Annotated in this window: 12 protein-coding genes; 8 read left to right on the top strand and 4 right to left on the bottom strand. The window is 73.3% G+C overall.

Annotated elements, in window-relative coordinates:
- Window positions 1-140: 140 nt before the first annotated feature.
- Window positions 141-1,562, top strand: coding sequence for a family 43 glycosylhydrolase (locus tag QP089_RS11405; protein WP_285911494.1), 1,422 nt, complete (start codon window positions 141-143; stop codon window positions 1,560-1,562).
- On the opposite strand, the gene QP089_RS11400 is transcribed toward QP089_RS11405, so the two are convergent.
- Genes QP089_RS11400 through QP089_RS11385 form a run of 4 tightly spaced genes read right to left on the bottom strand, consistent with a single transcriptional unit; the run spans window position 1,559 to window position 6,711 of the window.
- Window positions 1,559-3,238 carry a glycosyltransferase family 39 protein gene (locus tag QP089_RS11400; RefSeq protein ID WP_285911493.1) on the bottom strand — a complete coding sequence of 560 codons (1,680 nt, stop codon included), beginning with the start codon at window positions 3,236-3,238 and terminating at the stop codon, window positions 1,559-1,561. The two genes, QP089_RS11405 and QP089_RS11400, sit on opposite strands and share 4 nt — an antisense overlap.
- Complete coding sequence (locus tag QP089_RS11395) at window positions 3,216-4,217, bottom strand: glycosyltransferase (protein ID WP_285911492.1); 1,002 nt, start codon at window positions 4,215-4,217, stop codon at window positions 3,216-3,218. The genes QP089_RS11400 and QP089_RS11395 overlap by 23 nt, the downstream gene beginning before the upstream one ends.
- On the bottom strand, window positions 4,214-5,410 hold the full coding sequence (locus QP089_RS11390; RefSeq protein ID WP_285911491.1) for a hypothetical protein: 1,197 nt from the start codon (window positions 5,408-5,410) through the stop codon (window positions 4,214-4,216). The genes QP089_RS11395 and QP089_RS11390 overlap by 4 nt, the downstream gene beginning before the upstream one ends.
- Before the next feature lie 2 nt (window positions 5,411-5,412).
- Window positions 5,413-6,711, bottom strand: coding sequence for a hypothetical protein (locus QP089_RS11385; RefSeq protein ID WP_285911490.1), 1,299 nt, complete (start codon window positions 6,709-6,711; stop codon window positions 5,413-5,415).
- A gap of 134 nt (window positions 6,712-6,845) precedes the next feature.
- On the opposite strand from QP089_RS11385, the gene glf reads away from it, so the two are divergent.
- From glf to QP089_RS11350, 7 genes are all read left to right on the top strand, one after another.
- Window positions 6,846-8,015: a UDP-galactopyranose mutase gene (gene glf, locus QP089_RS11380; RefSeq protein ID WP_285911489.1), complete on the top strand. Its 1,170-nt coding sequence runs from the start codon at window positions 6,846-6,848 to the stop codon at window positions 8,013-8,015.
- On the top strand, window positions 8,012-10,096 hold the full coding sequence (locus QP089_RS11375) for a glycosyltransferase (RefSeq protein ID WP_285911488.1): 2,085 nt from the start codon (window positions 8,012-8,014) through the stop codon (window positions 10,094-10,096). The genes glf and QP089_RS11375 overlap by 4 nt, the downstream gene beginning before the upstream one ends.
- The gene (locus QP089_RS11370; RefSeq protein ID WP_285911487.1) at window positions 10,093-10,962 is read left to right on the top strand and encodes an ABC transporter permease; all 870 of its coding nucleotides are present in this window, start codon (window positions 10,093-10,095) and stop codon (window positions 10,960-10,962) included. The genes QP089_RS11375 and QP089_RS11370 overlap by 4 nt, the downstream gene beginning before the upstream one ends.
- Window positions 10,963-10,965: 3 nt before the next feature.
- The gene (locus QP089_RS11365; RefSeq protein ID WP_285911486.1) at window positions 10,966-11,730 is read left to right on the top strand and encodes an ABC transporter ATP-binding protein; all 765 of its coding nucleotides are present in this window, start codon (window positions 10,966-10,968) and stop codon (window positions 11,728-11,730) included.
- Between the two features lie 73 nt (window positions 11,731-11,803).
- Window positions 11,804-14,464 carry an HAD family hydrolase gene (locus QP089_RS11360; protein WP_285911485.1) on the top strand — a complete coding sequence of 887 codons (2,661 nt, stop codon included), beginning with the start codon at window positions 11,804-11,806 and terminating at the stop codon, window positions 14,462-14,464.
- Window positions 14,454-16,331: a class I SAM-dependent methyltransferase gene (locus tag QP089_RS11355; RefSeq protein ID WP_285911484.1), complete on the top strand. Its 1,878-nt coding sequence runs from the start codon at window positions 14,454-14,456 to the stop codon at window positions 16,329-16,331. Before QP089_RS11360 ends, QP089_RS11355 begins: the two co-directional genes overlap by 11 nt.
- A gap of 261 nt (window positions 16,332-16,592) precedes the next feature.
- A complete protein-coding gene (locus tag QP089_RS11350; RefSeq protein ID WP_285911483.1) occupies window positions 16,593-18,653 on the top strand; it encodes a hypothetical protein in 2,061 nt (686 codons plus the stop codon).
- Window positions 18,654-18,681: the final 28 nt, after the last annotated feature.

Here is an 18,681-nt window from a genome sequence, read left to right as displayed (position 1 = left end):
CGGCCTGCAAGGGTAACCAGCCCTGTGGTGATTCGCGCACTTGACGCCAGTTCGCGGTTCGATGCGGCTTGTTGGCATCATGCGGTGGACGGGCGAGGGAGGGCGGGGTTCTGCGAGAGCGCGGGCTGTCGGCGCCGCTGGTGGGCGGAACCGTGATCAGCGCCGTCGTGGCGCTGGTCGTGGTGATGGCCGCGTCCTGCCTGCCCGCAGCGGTGAGGCCGGAACCGGGGCGCTCGCCCGCCCCGCGGCCGCCCGTGTCGGCCCCGCCGCCCGCCCCCGCCGCCTCCCGGGCGCCGATCGCCCCGCCCGGCTACTCGCCCGTCAAGCCGGTACTCGACGGATGGTTCGCCGACCCGATGGTGATCAAGGCGGCCGGCCGGTACTACGCCTACGGCACCAACAACGGGGACGCGACGATGCCCGTGGCGACCGCGCCCTCGCCGGCCGGCCCGTGGACCCGCTCGCCCGGTGACGGCCTCGCGCGGCTTCCGTCCTGGGCGCAGGAGGGACGGACCTGGGCCCCCGAGGTCGTCCCGCCGCGGCAGGGATCGGGCATGTACGTCCTCTACTTCTCCGCCGCCCGCCGGGACCGCGACGTCCAGTGCATCGGAGCCGCGACCTCGCTCTCGCCCGCCGGGCCCTTCGTCCCGGTCGACGGCCCGCCGCTGGTGTGCCCGCTCGACCTCGGCGGCGCCATCGACCCGTCCTCCTACATCGAGACGGACGGGACGAGGTACCTGCTCTACAAGAGCGACGCCAGGAAGACGGCGGCGATCTACCTCGTCCCGCTCACCGCGGACGGGCTGCGGGTGAACGGGCCGGCCGCACGCATCCTCGGCCATGACAGGAGCGAGCCCGTCCTGGTGGAGGCGCCCGACCTGGTGCGCCGCGGCGGCAAGTACGTGCTGCTCTACTCGGCCGGCTGGTACTTCAAGTCGGACTACCAGACCCGCTACGCGGTCGCGACGTCCCTGCAGGGCCCGTACCAGAAGTCGCCGTGGCCGCTGCAGTCCACCGGTGCGTACCGGGGGGCGGTCGAGGGACCGGGCAGCGCGGACGTCCTCAGCGACGAGACCGGCGACCACCTGGTGTTCCACGGGATCCTCGAGCACCACGGCGGTTCGACGGTGGACCGCGGCATGTACGTGGCCGCGCTCGGCTGGGACGGTTCCCGGCCGGTCGTGCGGGGGATGCCCGTCCGGTACGAGGCCGAACGGGGGCGGCTGAACGGCTGCGTCTCCGCGCTGCGGCGGCCGAAGGCGTCGGGCGGCTCGGCCGTCGGCTCGTTCGACCGGAGCGGCTGCCGCCTCGACGTCCCGGTGTTCGCGCCCGACGGCGGGCGCTACTCGGTGCGGATCGGGTACGCCAACCGGTCGGGCGAGGACGCCCATCTGCAGCTCTCGGCGAACGGCGTCGCGGGCGCGACCTTCGCGCTGCACGGGACGAAGGACGCGGACTGGGCGGCCGCCACGGTCGAGGCGACCTTGAACGCGGGCTGGAACACGCTCAGCCTGATGAGGGTCGACGGGCAGGGCCAGGTCGACTACCTCGAGATCCGCTAGGGCTTCGCCGGGGCGGTGCGGCGCGGCTTCGGCAGGGCCCGCTGCGGCGTGGCGGGCGCCCCCTTCGGGTGCGCCTTCGACGGCGCCCGGTACGGGCCGGTCCGCACGTAGAGGATCAGCCGTCCGCCCTTGAACCCCCAGTTGCCCGCGATCCGCCAGGGGCCGGTGGCCTGGATCATCTGCTGCCGCCGGATCACCAGCGGCCCGGGGTTGGCGGTGCTGGCCCTGGTGCGCATCATCCACACCCGGCCGGAATGGACGAGCGGGCCGCGCAGTTGCCAGGGGGCCTTGTCTCGGCCGGAGAAGTTGCCCGCGCGCACCGGATCCTCGGCCAGCCCGATGTCGCGGAGGCGGCCGAAAGCGTCCGGATAGGCGCCCGCGTCCCAGCGGACGACGCCGTTGAGATAGACGATCGCGTCTCCGTCGTGCGCGTGCTGGTGCAGGATCTCCGCGGCGGCGCGCACGTCGTCGAGCTTGGCGTCGTGCCGCCGCAGGTCGATCTGCGGTTGCACGGACGGCACGACCAGCACCGCGACCGCGGCCGCGAGCAGCGCGCCGCCCGCCCACGGGCGGCCGATCGCGGCGATCGCGGCCAGCCCGGCGCCCATGAGCAGTGACAGGGCGGGCACGCTGAACAGCACGTACCGGAACATGAACATGGGGTCGGCCACCAGCGACGCGAGGAGCAGCAGGGCCGACGGCACGATCAGCCAGGGCAGCGTGAGGACGGTGAGCGGGACGCCGGACCCGTCCGCGCCGCGCCGGGCGCCGTCCGGGCCTTCGGCGCCGTCCGGGCCCTCCACGGCGTCCGCGCCGCGCGTCCGGAGGCGGCCGAAGGCGCCGATGAGCGCCGGCACCAGGGTCGGCCAGACCAGATCCGGGCCGCCGACCATGAACTTCACCAGCTGCCAGACGAGCCTCCGCGACGGCGGGGGCAGCCAGGCGACCTGCTCGGCCTGGGTGTGCGCCGCCAGCGCGAGCGGGAGGAGAAGGACGCAGGCCAGGCCGCCGCAGGCCGTCCAGCGCAACCACGACCGGCGGGCCTTGGAGCGCGCCGCCAGGAGCGTCGCACCGTGCGCCGGCAGCAGCAGGACGCCGTCGAGGTGGAGGAGGCCGAGCAGGAGGATCGCGACGCCGTACCCCGCGAACCAGCGCCACGGATGCCGCTCCCGCGGGTGGACGCCCCGGATGAGCAGGTAGGTGGCCAGCACCGCGACCGCGGTCACCATCGCGTACGAGCGGGCCTCATGCGCGAAGGACGCGACGGGGATGGAGCCCGCGTACACCAGTCCGGCCAGCAGCCCGGCCATCGGCCCGGCGCAGCGCCGCCCGATCAGCGCGACGCCCCCGGCCGCCACCGCGGTCGCCAGCGCGCTCGGCAGGCGCAGCGCCGTCTCGCCGGCGCCGAACACCGTGACCCACACCTTCATGCCCAGGTAGTAGAAGGCGTGCACGAGGTCGAGGTTGTGGAACAGGCGCAGCATCTGCCCGACCGGGCGGCTCGTCGCGCTGAGCGTGGCCGCCTCGTCCAGCCAGAACGAGGGCCGGCCGAGGTAGACCAGGCTGAGGGCGAGCGCGGCGACCGCCGGGACGAGCGGCACCGCCCACCGGGCGAGCCGCCCGTCCCGCCGCGCCGTCTCGCCGCGCGCCGGGCTATCGAGCGTGAGGCTCGTCATCGGAAGGGACCTCCACTCCGACCTCGCGCAGCAGGTCGGCGGTCGGCTTCGGGCGGGTGAGCAGGCCGTCGCGCAGGCCGCGCAGCATGGCGCGGCGCAGCACCGTCCGGTCCCGGGACCCGGCGAAGGTCCGCGTCCAGCGCCGGAGCGTGGACCCCGCGTACAGCACGCGTTCCGGCGGTGCGAGCCCCGGGCTGCCGCTGAACAGCCAGATCTTGTTGCGCACCTCGTAGAAGAAGCGGTCGCCCGGGTCAGCGTCCGCGCCGCCGAACTCCCTGGTCTTGTGGACGACGACGCTGCGCGGGCACAGCACCCCGCGGCGGCCGCGCAGCAGCCGGGTGGTGAACTCGAAGTCGTCGTTCCACAGGAAGTAGTCGGCGACGGGCAGCCCGCGCTCCCGCACCGTGGCCGCGTCGACCAGGACGGAGACGAAGGACGCGGAGCGGACCGGGACGCAGCCGGCCGCCCGCGCGATCTCGCGCTCCGCGGGCGGGGTGCGGGGCTTGGCGCGCGGGGTGTTCATCGGATGGTCGCGGCCGTCGGTCCACACGACCCGGCTGGCCACGAGGGCCGGTGGCCCGTCCGCGGCCGTCGCCCGGTCGCGGGCGGCCAGGAGTTCGCCCAGCGCGTCCGGCTCGGGGACGGTGTCGTCGTCCAGCAGCCAGAGCAGATCGGTGCCGGCCTCCAGCGCGTGCGCCATGCCCGCGCCGAAACCGCCCGCCCCGCCGATGTTGCGCGGCAGGACCAGCAGGTCGGTGTCCGGGAAGTCGCGTGCCACGACCTCCGCGGTGCCGTCCGAGGAGGCGTTGTCCACGACGACGACGCGGTCCGGGGGGCGGGACTGGCCGGCGAGCGCCGTCAGCGCCTCCTCCAGCAGGGCGCGCCGGTTGTAGGTGACGACCACGGCGGTGACGAGCACGGCGGCGCCGGACGGGGAGGCGTCGGACGCGGCGGCGTCGCCCGCCGGATCCGCGGTCACAGGCCGCGCCGGCCGGTGGCGCGGCGGGCGGCCCGCTGTAGCGCGGGCGGCGCCGCGGCCGCCGCCTGCACCAGGCGGTCCAGGTTCTGCCGGACGTCGGCGAGCTCGCCCTGCAGGTGGGCCAGCCCGATGCGCTCGTTCGCCCTGGCCAGTTCCTGGAGCAGCGCGGCGGCGACGCCGACGGACGCCGACGCGATCAGCTCGTCGGGCACGTCGCCGGGCAGCAGGACCCGCTCCGGCTGCCGGGAGGTGGTGAGCTCGTCCAGGTCGCCGGCCACCCGGTACCCGGAGGCGCGCAGCGACCCGGCGAGTTCGCGGGTCCGCTCGGCGGCCCAGGCGGCGTGCCGCGCGGGCAGTCCCATGCGGGTGCGGCCGGTGCCGTCGGTGCCCTCGACGAGCCCGTGCCCGATGAGGTGGTCCCGGACGATCCGCTCGTAGTCGCCGCCCAGCGCCGGGGCGATCTTCTCGTTGAGCCGGCGCAGCAGTTCCGCCTCGATCGCCGAGAGCGGCTCCTCCTCGGCGATCCCGCCGAGGTCGCAGGTGCCGGCGTCGATGCCGGTCAGCGCGCTGAACCGGTTCCACAGCAGGCCGGGGCGCTCGCCGGGCGGCGGCAGGGTGAGGACGTGGACGCGCTCCTTGGGCACCACCGTCTCCCAGGTCCGCAGGACGCGGACGGCGTCGTGCAGTCCCCAGAACATCTCCCCGTACGGTTCCGGGGCCGCCGCGCCGAGGGTGACCAGGTCGTCGACGAACCGCTCGAACGTGATCGTGTGGGTGTGCCTGATCTGCTCCTGCCAGTCGAAGATCAGCTGCCAGCCGAGGTCGCGGGTGGCGAACACCACGTGCACCTCGGCCGGTTCGAGCGCCGCCACGGCCCGCTTGGCCTGGTGCTCGGTCGCGCCGCCGAGCAGGCCCTGGGAGAAGACCGCGGTGGGGCCGTCCCAGTCGTGCACGCGCTCGGCCATGCGGTCCCACGCGCCGTCCCAGGCCGGGTCGCGGTGCCCGCCCCAGCTCATCTCGCGCAGGTCCATGACCGCGCCGAAGTGCTCCATCGGGCCCGCGATGGGGTAGCAGACGCCGGCGTCGCCGAGGCGCCGCCGGTTGGCCCACAGCGCCTCGTGGAGGAACGCCGTGCCGGCCGTCGGCGCTCCGACGTGCAGGTAGACGGTCTTGCCGGGTCGGTCCCCGCCCATGGTCACCCCGTGTTCGTCTCGACGTCGGATCGGCCGGTGCGCTGGATCCGGCGGTAGGCGCCGCGCAGTTGGCGGACGGCAGGGTAGCGTTCCGCGGCCCGTGCGGAGAGCGGCGCCGCGTCCCGGACCATCCGCGCGGTGTGCTCGGACAGCTCCGCGGTCTGCGCGCGCAGCAGGTCGATCCGCTCGGCGACCGGCACCTCCGAGCCGTCGACCGGCGCGCTCTGCTGCTCCAGTTCCAGGAGGCGCTGGAGCAGCGCCGTGACCGCGTCGGTTCCGACGTCGGCCATCTCCGCCCCGGACGGCCCCGCGGACGGGCGGGCGCCGCGCTTTCCCGGGGGAACGGTGGGGACCAGGTCGTAGAGGTCGCCCACCACGTGGTAGCCGGCCGCGCGCAGTCCCTCGACGCTCTCGATGGCCCGCTCCGTCGCCCACATCAGGTCGTCGGCGGACAGCGCGATCTTGGTGGCGGAGCGCCTGCCGGTCAGCACCTGCTGCGCGAGGTACAGCTTGACCTGGTCGTTGTAGACGTGCCACCCCACCCGCTCGTCGAGGGCCTCGTTCAGGTCCCGCAGGAACAGCGTCTCGGCCAGCCCGAGCGACGGGTTGGAGAACGAGCCGGACAGGTCGTACCGCCAGGGGGACAGGCCCACGGCCGTGCAGAAGCGCTGCCACAGCAGGTCGCGGGGGGCGCCGGGCGGGGGGAGCGTGACAAGGTGGATCCGCTCGGGGGGCAGTTCCACGCCCCAGCGGGCGAGCACCGCGACGGGGTCCTGGAGGCCCCAGAACAGCCGGGCGGTCTCGAAGCTGCGCCAGTCCCTGCGCCGCAGCGCGGCCACGAAGTCGCCGAACGGCGTGGTGAACCGGTTCTTGACGTCCTCCTGCCAGTGCGCCGGGATCTGCCGGCCGAGATCGCGGACGGTGAACACGACGTGCACGTCGGCGAAGTCCAGGTCGGCCATGGCCTGCCGCACGTAGCGGACCCGGGCGGGGGCGAACAGCTCCTGCGAGATGATCGTGGTCCCAGGCCAGTCGCGCGCCTCGGCGACCAGCTCGTGCCAGGCGCCGCGCGTCGAGGGGTCCGAGGCGTCGCGGAAGAAGGTCCGGCGCAGGTCGAAGGCCGCCCTGACGTGGGCGGCGGGGTCCCGGCCGGGGTAGCTGAAGCCGTGCCTGCGCAGCCGGTCCCGGTTGTGCCAGAGCACGTTCTGCAGGTACGTCGTCCCGCTCTTGGCGGCTCCGACGTGCAGGAAGACCGCGGGGCGCGCACTCTTCGCCGCGCCGGGGGGACTGGGGGGTGCCACCGCGTTCCTTGATTCCTGCCTCAGTGCCGACCGAACGCCGGGTATCTTAGCCCTATTCCGTACCATTGGCCCGGCTGATGCCTTTCTGTGTAGCCGGGCCTTCCGCTCTCCCACACGGGGATGGACTCCGTCCAGTGAACATAGATCTCGTGGTGGCCGGTTCCGGGTTCTTCGGACTGACGGTCGCCGAACGGTGCGCGGCCGACCTCGGCCTGCGCGTGCTGGTGCTCGACCGGCGCGCGCACATCGGCGGCAACGCCTACAGCGAGGACGAGCCGGAGACGGGCATCGAGGTCCACCGGTACGGCGCGCACCTCTTCCACACCTCCAACCGGCGGGTGTGGGAGTACGCCAACCGGTTCACCTCCTTCACCGGCTACCGGCACCGCGTCTACTCGACGTTCAAGGGCCGGGTCTACTCGATGCCGATCAACCTCGGCACCATCTGCGAGTACTTCGGCCGCGCCTTCAGCCCCGACGAGGCGCGGGCGCTGATCGCCGGGCAGGCCGCCGAGGTGACGGCGCCGTCCAACCTGGAGGAGAAGGCGGTCTCGCTGATCGGCCGCCCGCTGTACGAGGCGTTCATCCGCGGCTACACGGCCAAGCAGTGGCAGACCGACCCCCGCGACCTGCCGGCCGAGATCATCACCCGGCTGCCGGTCCGGTACACCTTCGACAACCGCTACTTCAACGACGTGTACGAGGGACTGCCCGCCGACGGCTACACGGCCTGGCTGGAGCGGATGGCCGACCACCCGCGGATCGAGGTGCGACTCGACACCGACTTCCTCGACATGCGCGACGACGTCGTCGGCAACGTGCCCGTCGTCTACACCGGCGCGCTGGACCGCTACTTCGGCTACGCCGAGGGCGACCTCGGCTGGCGGACGCTGGACTTCGAGATGGAGGTCAAGCCGACCGGCGACTTCCAGGGCACCCCGGTGATGAACTACGCCGACGAGGACGTCCCCTACACGCGGATCCACGAGTTCCGCCACTTCCACCCCGAACGGGACCGCTACCCCGCGGACAAGACGGTGATCATGAGGGAGTACTCGCGCTTCGCCGCCCGCGGCGACGAGCCGTACTACCCGATCAACACGGCCGCCGACCGCGCCCGCCTGCTGGCCTACCGCGAGCTCGCCAGGGGCGAGAACGGCGTGCTGTTCGGCGGGCGGCTCGGGACCTACCAGTACCTCGACATGCACATGGCGATCGCGAGCGCCCTGAGCATGGTCGACAACCAGCTGCGTCCCCATTTCGCCGAGGGTGCGCGTCTCATCAACGGAGGCGAGGACGAGTGACCGAACTGACAGGCGCGGACGGGGCGCGGGGAGCGGGCGGCGAGGACGCGCCGCTGCGCGTCCTGCAGCGCGTCGTGATGCCGGTGGACCGCGACCTGGACGTGCTCAGGCTGTACGTCGAGGGGGAGATCGCGCGCGGCGCCGAGGCGGTCGCCGCCTCCACCGCTGTGGAGGCCGCCGGCACCGACGCGCCGAGCGACGGCGTCGGCCGCCGCAGCCTGGTCGTGCCGGTCGGGCGGCGGGTCTCGTTCGCGACCTACTTCAACGCCTTCCCGGCGAGCTACTGGCGGCGCTGGACGTCGGTCGAGGACGTCGTGCTGCGCGTGCGCGCCCGCGGCGAGGGCACGGTGATCGTCTACCGGTCCAGTTCCAAGGGGCACGTGCAGCGGGTCGCCTCCGTGCGGATCGACTCCGAAACCTCCCAGGAGGAGACGTTCCCGCTCAGCCTCCGCCCGTTCATCGACGGCGGCTGGTACTGGATGGACGTCCTGGCCGGCGAGCGGGACGCCGTCCTGGAGCGGGCCGAGTGGTGCGCGGCTCCGGGGACGGGCGGCGGGCACGTCCGGCAGGGCCGGGTGAGCCTCGGCATCACCACCTTCAACCGCCCGTCGTTCTGCGTGGACCAGCTCCTCGCGCTCGGCGGCGCCGGCGAGGTGCTGGACGTGGTGGACCGGATCTACGTCGTCGACCAGGGCGACCAGAAGGTGCGCGACGACGGCAGGTTCGCGGCGGCCGCCGACGCGCTCGGCGCCCGGCTGCAGGTGATCGAGCAGCCGAACCTCGGCGGGTCCGGGGGCTTCTCCCGCGCGATGGACGAGACGCTCCAGGCCGGGACCAGCGACTACATCCTGCTCCTCGACGACGACGTGGTGACCGAGACCGAGGGGATCCTGCGGGCGGTCGCGTTCTCCGACTTCGCCCGCACGCCCACCATCGTGGGCGGCCACATGTTCAACCTGTTCGTCCGCTCCCAGCTGCACGCCTACGGCGAGGTCATCGCCAAGTACCGCTGGTGGTGGGAGGAGGCCCCGAACACCAGGCGCGAGCACGACTTCGCCAAGGCGCCCGTCGCCCAGGCGCTCGCCGAGGCGGCCGGCGTGAAGGCGCGCGTGAAGACCAGCTCGGGGAGCCTGCGCGATACCTCCTGGCTGCACCGGCGCGTCGACGTCGACTACAACGGCTGGTGGATGTGCATGATCCCCGTCGACGTCCTCCGCAAGGTCGGGCTCTCGATGCCCATGTTCATCAAGTGGGACGACGCCGAGTACTGCGTCCGGGCGGGCGCGGCCGGCTTCCCGACCGTCTCCCTGCCGGGCATGGCCGCCTGGCACGTCCCCTGGCAGGACAAGGACGACGGCATCGACTGGCAGGCCTACTTCCACGAGCGCAACCGGCTGGTGACCGCGCTGCTGCACTCGCCGTACGAGCGCGGCGGGAACCTGGTCAAGGAGAGCTTCATCATCTCGGTGAAGCACGCCCTCGCGATGCAGTACTCGACCGCGGAGCTGATGCTCTCGGCGATCGAGGACGTGCTGACCGGACCGGCGCACATGCACGCCGGCATCGCCGGCAAGCTGGCCGAGATCAACGCGTTCCGGGCGGCCTTCCCGGACGCGCAGAACCGCACCACGCACGAGGAGTTCCCGCCGGTGCGCAGCAGGCCGCCGAAGCGCGGCCGCGCCTTCCGGGCGCCGCGCGGCAAGGTGAACGTGCTGGCGAGCGCGATGCTGGGCACGGTCAAGCAGCTGCGCCCGGTGGATTCGTCCGCGCAGGGCAACCCCCAGGTGGTGGTCCCGCACATCGACCGGCACTGGGGCCTTCTCTCGCAGGTGGACAGCGCGCTGGTCTCCTCGGCCGACGGCACCAAGGTGGCCTGGTACCAGCGCGACCCGGAGCGGTTCAGGCGGATCCTGCGGCGGGCGTCGGTGCTGCACGCCAAGCTCAGCCGGGAGTGGCCGGAGCTGGCCGGCCGCTACCGGACGGCCATGGACGAGCTGGCCTCCCCGGAGGCGTGGCGCCGCACCTTCGAGTCCGCGGGGCAGGACGGCCCCGTCCGGCCGGCGAGGTCCCCGCGGGAATGACGATCACGCGAACGCAGCCGGCGGCCCCGATGCGGCCGCCGGGGGACAGCGGCGGCCTGCGCGAGACCTTCCGGAACAAGTACCTGCTGCGGCTCCTCGTGCGCCGGGAGCTGCGCGCCCGCTACAAGGGGTCGTTCCTCGGCCTCGGCTGGTCCTACGTGCGGCCGGCCGTGCAGTTCGCGGTGTACTTCTACGTCGTCGGCGTCTTCCTCGGGACGAACCGGTCGGTCGAGGACTTCCCGGTCTACCTGTTCTCGGGCATGGTGCTGATCAACCTGTTCACCGAGACGCTGCACTCGACGACCCGGTCGGTGACGGGGAACGCGCCGCTCGTCCGGAAGGTGTTCCTGCCGCGCGAGCTGTTCCCCACGGCCTCCACGCTGGTCTCGCTGGTGCACTTCGTGCCCGGCGTCCTCATCGTGATGGTCGCCTCGCTCGCGTCCGGGTGGCGGCCGTCGCCGGTCGCGCTCGGCGCCGGGGCGCTCGGGCTCACGATCATCGTGGTGCTGGGGTTCGGCGTCGGGCTGGCCTTCGCGGCGGTGAACGTCTTCTTCCGCGATCTGGAGCAGGTCGTGGACATCTCGATGATCGTCATCACCTGGTCGGTGCCGATGATCTACCCGTGGACGCACGTGCGGGACCACGCGCCGGCCTGGGTCCTGGACCTGTACCTGGCCAACCCGCTGGTCAGCGCCATCTCGCTGTTCCAGCGGGCCTTCTGGTACCCGGGGACCGACGGGACCTTCGTCTTCCCGCCGCACCTGTACGAGCGCGCCGGAATCGCGCTCGCCGAGAGCGTGCTGGTGTTCCTCGCGGGCCGTGTGCTGTTCGCCCGCATGCAGAAGCGTTTCGCTCAGGAGCTGTAGCCGTTGATCCCCTCGATCGTCATCGACTCGGTGTCGAAGCACTTCACCCTCCGGCACGCGCACTCGTTCAAGGAGATGAGCGTCCGCGCCTTCCGCGGGCAGCGGCTGTCCGACCGGTTCACCGCGCTCGACCACGTGAACCTCACCCTGCACCAGGGCGAGACCGTGGCGCTGATGGGCCTGAACGGGTCGGGCAAGAGCACGCTGCTGAAGCTGATGTCCGGGGTCATGCAGCCGGACGAGGGCTCGGTGCGGGTGCGCGGCCGCATCGCGGGGCTCATCGACGTGGGCGCCGGGCTGCACCCCGAGCTCACCGGCCGCGAGAACGTCTACCTCAACGGCGCGATCCTCGGCATGTCCCGGGCGGAGATCCAGCGCAAGTTCGATGCGATCGTCGACTTCTCCGGCATCGAGCGGTTCCTCGACGACCAGGTGAAGTTCTACTCGTCCGGCATGTTCATGCGGCTGGCGTTCTCCATCGCGGCGCACACCGAACCGGACGTCTTCCTCATCGACGAGGTGCTGGCCGTCGGCGACCCGCCGTTCCGGGAGAAGTGCCTCGAGCGGATCCGGGAGCTGCGCGGCGAGGGCCGGACGATGGTCATCGTGGCGCACGACATCCAGATGCTCGTCGGGCTCTGCGACCGCGGCGTCACGATGCGGCAGGGCCGGGTCGTCTACGACGGGCCCACGGAGGAGGCCGGGCGGCTCGTCCGCGAGGACCGCCGGGCCCGCCGAGCGGCGGCAATGGGAGAAATCGGTGGATAAGGTATCCCGGGCCGCGGCGCGGCCGTCGGTCCGGACAGGCGACCAGGCGGGAATCCATGGAAGGGAAGCGGCGATGAGCGCGAACGAAGCCGGTCACCCACTGCTCGACAAGGTCTACCGGATCGTCGCCGACGGGACCTGCTCCGTCCTGTCCCTGGACATCTTCGACACCGTGCTCTGGCGCCGCGTGCCCCGTCCCACCGACGCCTTCGCGCTGCTCGGCGCCCGGCTGCGGGAGGCGGGCCTGTGCCCGCCGTGGGTGACCGACGCGACGTTCCGGCGGATGCGGATCGGCGCCGAGGAGGCGGCCCGCCGCAACCGCGACACCCTCGGCACCGAGGTCTCGCTCTTCGACATCTGGCGGGCCATGCCGGCCGGGGTGTTCGGCTCGGCGTCCCTGGACCAGCTCGTCGCCGCCGAGCTGCGCCTCGAACGCGAGATCACCGTGGTGGACCTGGACGTCGCCGAGGTCGTCAAGGCCGCGCGCAAGCAGGACATCGACGTCGTGCTGGTCTCCGACACCTACTTCACCGAGGACCAGCTCGCGCACCTGCTGGACCGGCCGGAGCTCGGCCCGATGGAGGACGTCCGGATCTTCCGCTCCAACCAGCACGGCACCGACAAGGCGTCCGGCCTGTGGGACATCGTGCTGCGCGACCTCGGCCGCAGCCCCGAGCAGATCGTGCACATCGGCGACAACGAGGTCGCCGACGACGAGGTGCCGGCCGAACTCGGCGTGCGGACGGTCCGCTACCTCCGGCTGGACGAGCCCTACACGCAGGTCCTCGAGCGCGAGCACGAGCCGCTCCGCCCGGCCGGCGAGCACGCCCCCGACCTGGACGAGCGGCACGGCGACCTCGGGCTGACGAGCCTGCGGGCCAAGACGGTGCACGCCGGCGGCCCGTTCGCCACCTCGGCGCTGGAGACGGCCTGGCGCTACGGGGCCGGCGTGCTCGGCCCGGTGCTGACCGGGTTCGCCGAGTGGATCGCCGAGCGGGCCGTCGAGAACGGCACCCGGATGCTGTGGTGCCCGATGCGAGAGGGCGAGCTGCTCTCCAAGCTGATCAACGACGCCGCGCGGGCCCGCGGCTGGGACCTGGAGGCCAGGCCGGTCTGGCTGTCGCGGTTCGTGACGTCGCTGGCCGGCCTCGACCCCTTCGACACCGACGCGGTGCACGCGTTCGTCCGCAGCGGCTACCAGCTGACCGTCCGGCAGGCGCTGGCCGTCCTGGAACTGCAGCCCGGCGACGTGCCCGGGCTCGCGACCGAGCTGGACACCGTCGTCGACAACGGCGACATCGCCGACCGGGTCAGCAAGGCGCTGACCGAGACGCCGCACCTGTGCAACCGGCTCGCGGTCACGGTCACCGCCGCGCGCGAGCGCCTGCTCCGGTCGCTGCGGGAGGCGGGGGCGCTCGACGGCACCGAGCTGACCCTGGTCGACCTCGGCTGGGGCGGGACGATCCAGCGCCAGCTCGCCCGGGTCCTGGAGATCGCCGGCATCGACATCGTGCCGTCCGGCCTCTACCTCGCCACCGACAACCGGGCCGAGCGGCTGTACCTGGCCGGCCTGCGCGCCGAGGGCTACCTGGCGCAGGCCGGGCATCCCGCCGCGGTCGCCGCGACCGTCACCCGCAGCCCCGAGGTCGTGGAGCAGTGCGTGAACGCGCTGTGCGGGTCGCTGATCGGCTTCACCGACGAGGGCGGCCCCGTCCTCGGGGACTCCGCCGACTCGCCGTCGCAGAACGCCGAGCGCCGGACCGTCCAGGACGGCATCCTGGCGTTCCAGCGCATGTGGAACCGGTACGTCACCCTCTCCGAGGGTGCCTGGCCGAGCCTCACGCTGCCGGCGGCCCGCGACCGGCTGGCGCGGATCCTCATCTCGGCGCTGCAGTCGCCCACCCCCGACGAGGCCGCCGTCTTCGGCAACTGGGTGCACGAGGACAACTTCGGGTCCACGCTGGTCACCACGCTGCTGCCCGCCGACCTGAAGCCCGCGATCCCCTACCTGTCCCCGGGCGACCTCGAGGACCTGCACATGCGGGACTCGTTCTGGCCCGCGCTGCTCGCCGCGTCCGACACCGGGCTCGGCGCCGCGGCCCGGGCCATCGCGGACGGGGCGATCCGCGCCGCGGCCTTCGACCCGTCCGGCGAGCGCTACGAGACGCGGCTGCGGTACCGGACGTCGGACGACCGGTGGCACGAGCCCATCCGGCGCCGGGTCCGGATCAACCACAACGGGCTGTCGTTCGCGCGGTTCGCCTTCGAGCACCACGACACGGTCGACATCTCCCTGGCCGTTCCGGGCCGGCCCGCGATAGTGCGGGTCGACTGGATCGAGGCCCGGGTCATCGCCGGCGGGCGCCGCCACGAGCAGGTGCTGCGCTGGGACAAGCCCGAGGACTTCGTCGGCCTGCACTATGCCGACTGCCGCTACCTCGGCGGCAACCTGATGGAGTTCGACACCGCCTACGCGGCGGTGTGGCTGCCGCTCGCCCGCCGTGCCGGGGCGCCGGTGGTGTCGTCCGGGCAGATCACCGTCGCGTTCGCGATGCTGCCGCAGTCGATGACGGGCATGGCGCCGCGGATGCCCGTCGACAGGAAGGCCGCCCGCGCCGCGAGGACCGCCCGGATCACCGACCGGCTCCGCGAGGAGTACCGCGCGGCGGGGGTCAAGGGCGTCGCGGCCGGCGCGGGACGAGTGGCCAGGAGGAAGCTCGGCGATGGTTCGTGAGCACGGCGAGGAGATGACCGGATCCCGCGAGGATCCGCACCGGCAGGCCCGGGCGGCCCGCGAGCTGCCGCTGCTGCTGCATTCGATGTCGGTGTTCCGGGAGCTGTTCGCGGCCGTCTTCGGCTGCCGCGAGATCGGCACCGTGGTCGAGGTCGGGGTGGAGTCCGGCCAGGTCAGCTCGGTGTACGCCGACCTCGGCGCCACCGTGTACTGCGTCGAGCCGAGCCCGGACGACGACCTGCGGGCGGTCCTGGACGCCGACCCCCGGCTCACGCTGGTCGAGGGGCACTCCCCGGCGGCGCTGGACGGCCTGCCCGCCGCCGACCTCTACGTGCTGGACGGCGACCACAACTACACGGTCGTCCGCGCGGAGCTCGACTGGATCATGAAGAACGCCCCCGACGCGGTGGTCGTCCTCCATGACGTGCTGTGGCCGTCGGGCCGCCGCGACTTCTACTACCAGCCGTCCACCCTGCAGCCGGAGGACGTGCATCCGGCGACGGCCGACGGCCCGACGGTCTGGCACGACGACGTCACCCCGGCCGGGTTCGTCGGCCGCGGGGCCTTCACCGCCGCGACGCACGCCGGCGGCGAGCGCAACGGGGTCCTCACGGCCGTCGAGGACGCGATGGCCGCCGGCGACGGCGGGTGGCGGCTGGAGATCGTTCCCGCGGTGTTCGGGTTCGGCGTGCTGGTCCGGGAGGAGGCGCCGGGCGCGGACCGGATCTTCGAGGCGCTGCGCCCGTTCACGTCCTCCTCGCTCGTGGCCGCCATGGAGAACAACCGCATCGCGCTGTACTCCCGGGTGCTGCAACTGCAGTACGAGGCGGTGTCGCGCGCGGACGACGCGAACCGGCTGGCCGAGACGATCGCCGTCCAGCAGCAGAAGATCGAGCAGCTGCGGGCCGAGCTCGACCGGGCCACCGCCGGGTCGCCGTCCCGGACGCGCGCGGTGGAACGCCCGAAGGGGCCGGCGGGCAACGACTACGTCACGACCGTCGCCATGCACCTCGAGACCTGGGGGACGTTCCTCGAACAGGATCCGGCGCTGGTCGACGCGGAGAACCTGCACGAGATCCTGGGCATCCCCATCCTCAGCGGGCATCGGGCCGACCTGGAGGCGTTCGCGGGCCACAACACCGTGTTCGACCGCATCGCCGCGAGGGTCGGTGCCGCGAGCCTCGCCTACGAGGACCAGGCCAGCGCCAAGCACTACTTCGACCTGTTCGGCCGCGCCGAGGCCCACCACCAGGAGCTGACGAGGGTCGTCGACCTCGGCGTCTTCATGGGCGGCTCGTCGGTCGTGCTGGCCGGGTGCGTCGAGCCGATGGGCCTGGAGCTGGACCTCGTCGACGCCAACCACGCCTACCTGCAGTTCACCTACGAGCGGCTGCGCCGCATCTTCCCGGGCGCCATGCAGCGGGTCCGCATGTTCCACGGCGACCTGCCCACCTACGTGGAGAGGGTGCTGCTGGAGGAGAACCCGGTGCGCGCCATGATCCACCACGACGGGGCCCACGCCTTCGGCCAGGTCGTGAAGGACCTCAGCGCGCTGTACTTCGCGCGCGACCGGGTGCACAGCCTCGTGCTCAAGGGCACCCATCTGCGCGGCGACATCGTCCATTCCAACTTCGTGGACGCCGCGGCCTACGCCATGTTCGGCGCCGACGTGAAGTACGAGCCGCTCGGGGCCCAGTTCCCGCCGGACGCCCCGGTGACGAATCCGGACCAGTGGGCGGGCAACTACTTCCTGCCCGGCCGGCCGGAGGGCATGTACATCACGTTCGGCGGCCTGGACTGGAAGTATCCGCACCGGACGATGACCCTGGACGCGTTCCTGCCGGCGAAGGCGGAGCCGGAGGCCTGAGCCGGGCCCGCCGGCCCGGGGGGCGCAGTGGCCGCATCCGGCCAGATTGGGGTGGGGGTGCGCGGGGTTCGGTGCAGGTTGGGTGGGTGACCGAAATGGGGGTTCGTGTCGCTCTTTCGGGGTCATGTTCCGCGGAACGTGACACGCGACCCCGGCGGGCTCTTTACTCTTGCGGTGTAGGCGAACCGAGGCGACAGGACAGGCAACCCCCAGGCGTTCCCCCCGTTCCGCGACTCCCAGGGGTCTCTCGACGTGACGGACATGGCGAGCGGGTCCGCGATGGCGCGGCTCACACAGGCCGACCGCGTCTATGTGGGCTGGCGCTACGCGCAGGTGCACCCGGACCCGGGGCCGCCCCCCGGCCTGCCCGAACCGGCCGAGCGGCCGCCGGCCGGGCCGCCCGTGCGGCGCCCCGCCGAGCACATGACGGCGCGCCCGCTGCGGATCGCGACCGGCGGCGCCGTCGCCGGCGTCGGGCTCTTCCTGGCCTGCGCCGTCGCCGGGATGCTGCCGTGGGCGTTCGCGGGCGTGGCGCTGGTGGCGTGCGCGGTCGTCCTCGCCATCACCGGCGGCGCGCTGTGGCGCGACGAGCGGGCCGTCCGGGCGCGGCTGGCCGACGAGCGGGAGCGCGGCGAGCGCGAGCGGGCCGCCCGCGACCGCGAGCGCGAGGAGGCGCGGCGCGCCTACGACGACGCCCGGCGCGAGTGGGAGCGGCGGCACCGCGCGTACGAGAGCCAGCGCGAGTGGTACCCGGTCGCGGTCCCGCCCGGCGTCGACCGGGTGGACGTGGTCGGCGGGACGCTCGCCGGCTGGTCCGCCGCCGTCACCACGATGGGCGCGGCGCGCCTGGCCGTCGGCGCCCGGCTGACCGTCATCGACCTGTCGGAGGGCGCCGTCGCGCACGACCTGCTGCGGCTGGCCGCCGACCGCGGCGACGACCCGCTCGTCTGGGTGCTGCCCGCCGACCTGCCGCGGCTGGACGTCACCCGCGGGCTGAACCCCGAGGCGCTGGCGGACGTGCTGTCGCTGGTCGTCAGCGCCGGCGAGGAGGAGGGCGGCACCCGCGACCTGTCCTTCGACAACTCGATCCTGGAACGGCTGATCGAGGTGCTCGGCCCGGACGCGACGATCCCGCGCATCACCGCGGCGCTGCGCGTCCTCGCCCAGGTCGGCGATCCCCGCGAGGACCTGCGCAAGGGCCTGCTCACCGACGAGCAGCTGGAACGCGTCGCGACGCTGTTCGGCCGGGACGCCACCGACCGCATCGTGGTGCGCCGCGCGTGGGCGCTCGAAGCGCAGCTGCGCAAGCTGGAGAAGCTCGCGACCGAGCCGGTGGGGCTGCCGCCGTCCCGGCTGCACGTGGTGTCGATGGACCGCCGCGCGGGCGTCCTCACCAACCGGATCCTCGGCACGTACGTGACGACCGCGCTGACGCACCGCATCCGCGAGTCGCCGCCCGGCGGCCGCTGGGACCACACGCTGTTCCTGTGCGGCGCCGAGAAGCTGCGCGGCGACGTCCTGGACCGGCTCATCGACGCCTGCGAGGCCACCGGGACCGGCCTGGTCCTGATGTACCGGTCGATCCCGCGGCACGTCCGCGAGCGCCTCGGCCGCCGCGGGCACGCCGCCGTCGGGTTCATGCGGCTCGGCAACCCCGAGGACGCCCGCGTCGCCGCCGAGCACATCGGCACCGACCAGCCGCTGCTGGTCGCGGAGATCACCGACTCGGCGGGCGAGACGCTGTTCGACGTCGCGGGGGAGAGCTACGCCAGCACCGTCGCCTACGCGCGCCCGCGCGGGGACGGGCTCACCGACCCGGTCTGGTCGCCGCTGCCCGCGCCCGCCGCCGACGACTCGGTGCTGGTCGAGGGCATCAGCTCGGCCACCGCGTGGGGGCGGACGGTCACCGCCCGGCGCGCCGAGAAGCAGCGGTTCCGCGAGCTGCTGGTCGAGCCGCCGCAGTTGCAGGAGCTGCCGCCGACCGCCATGGTCTTCACCCATTCCGGCACGACGGGCCGCCGCATCATGCTGGTGGACGCCAACCCGGGCATCATCACGCTGCCGACCGCGCACTCGATGGAGTTCGAGGAGTACCTGCGCGAGCAGGAGGCCCTCGAACGCGCCGCCGGCGAGGAGACCGACGATCGCGATGGGGAACCGGACGGCGACGCCGCGGACTCCGGGCCGGAGGCGCCGCCCGCCGGGCCGCCGCCCGCGCCGCGCGCCCGGCACGCGCTGCCGCGCGGCGCCGCGCCCCGCTCGCCGCGGATCGTCCCGCCCCTGAAGCCCAACGGCCGCCACAAGGCCGACCCCCCGGCCTGACCCGCCCCCTGACCCTCCCGCCTGACCA

It is taken from the genome of Actinomadura opuntiae (genome assembly GCF_030283205.1).
Taxonomy (GTDB): Bacteria; Actinomycetota; Actinomycetes; order Streptosporangiales; family Streptosporangiaceae; genus Spirillospora.
This window is presented reverse-complemented; position numbering and strand designations above follow the sequence as displayed.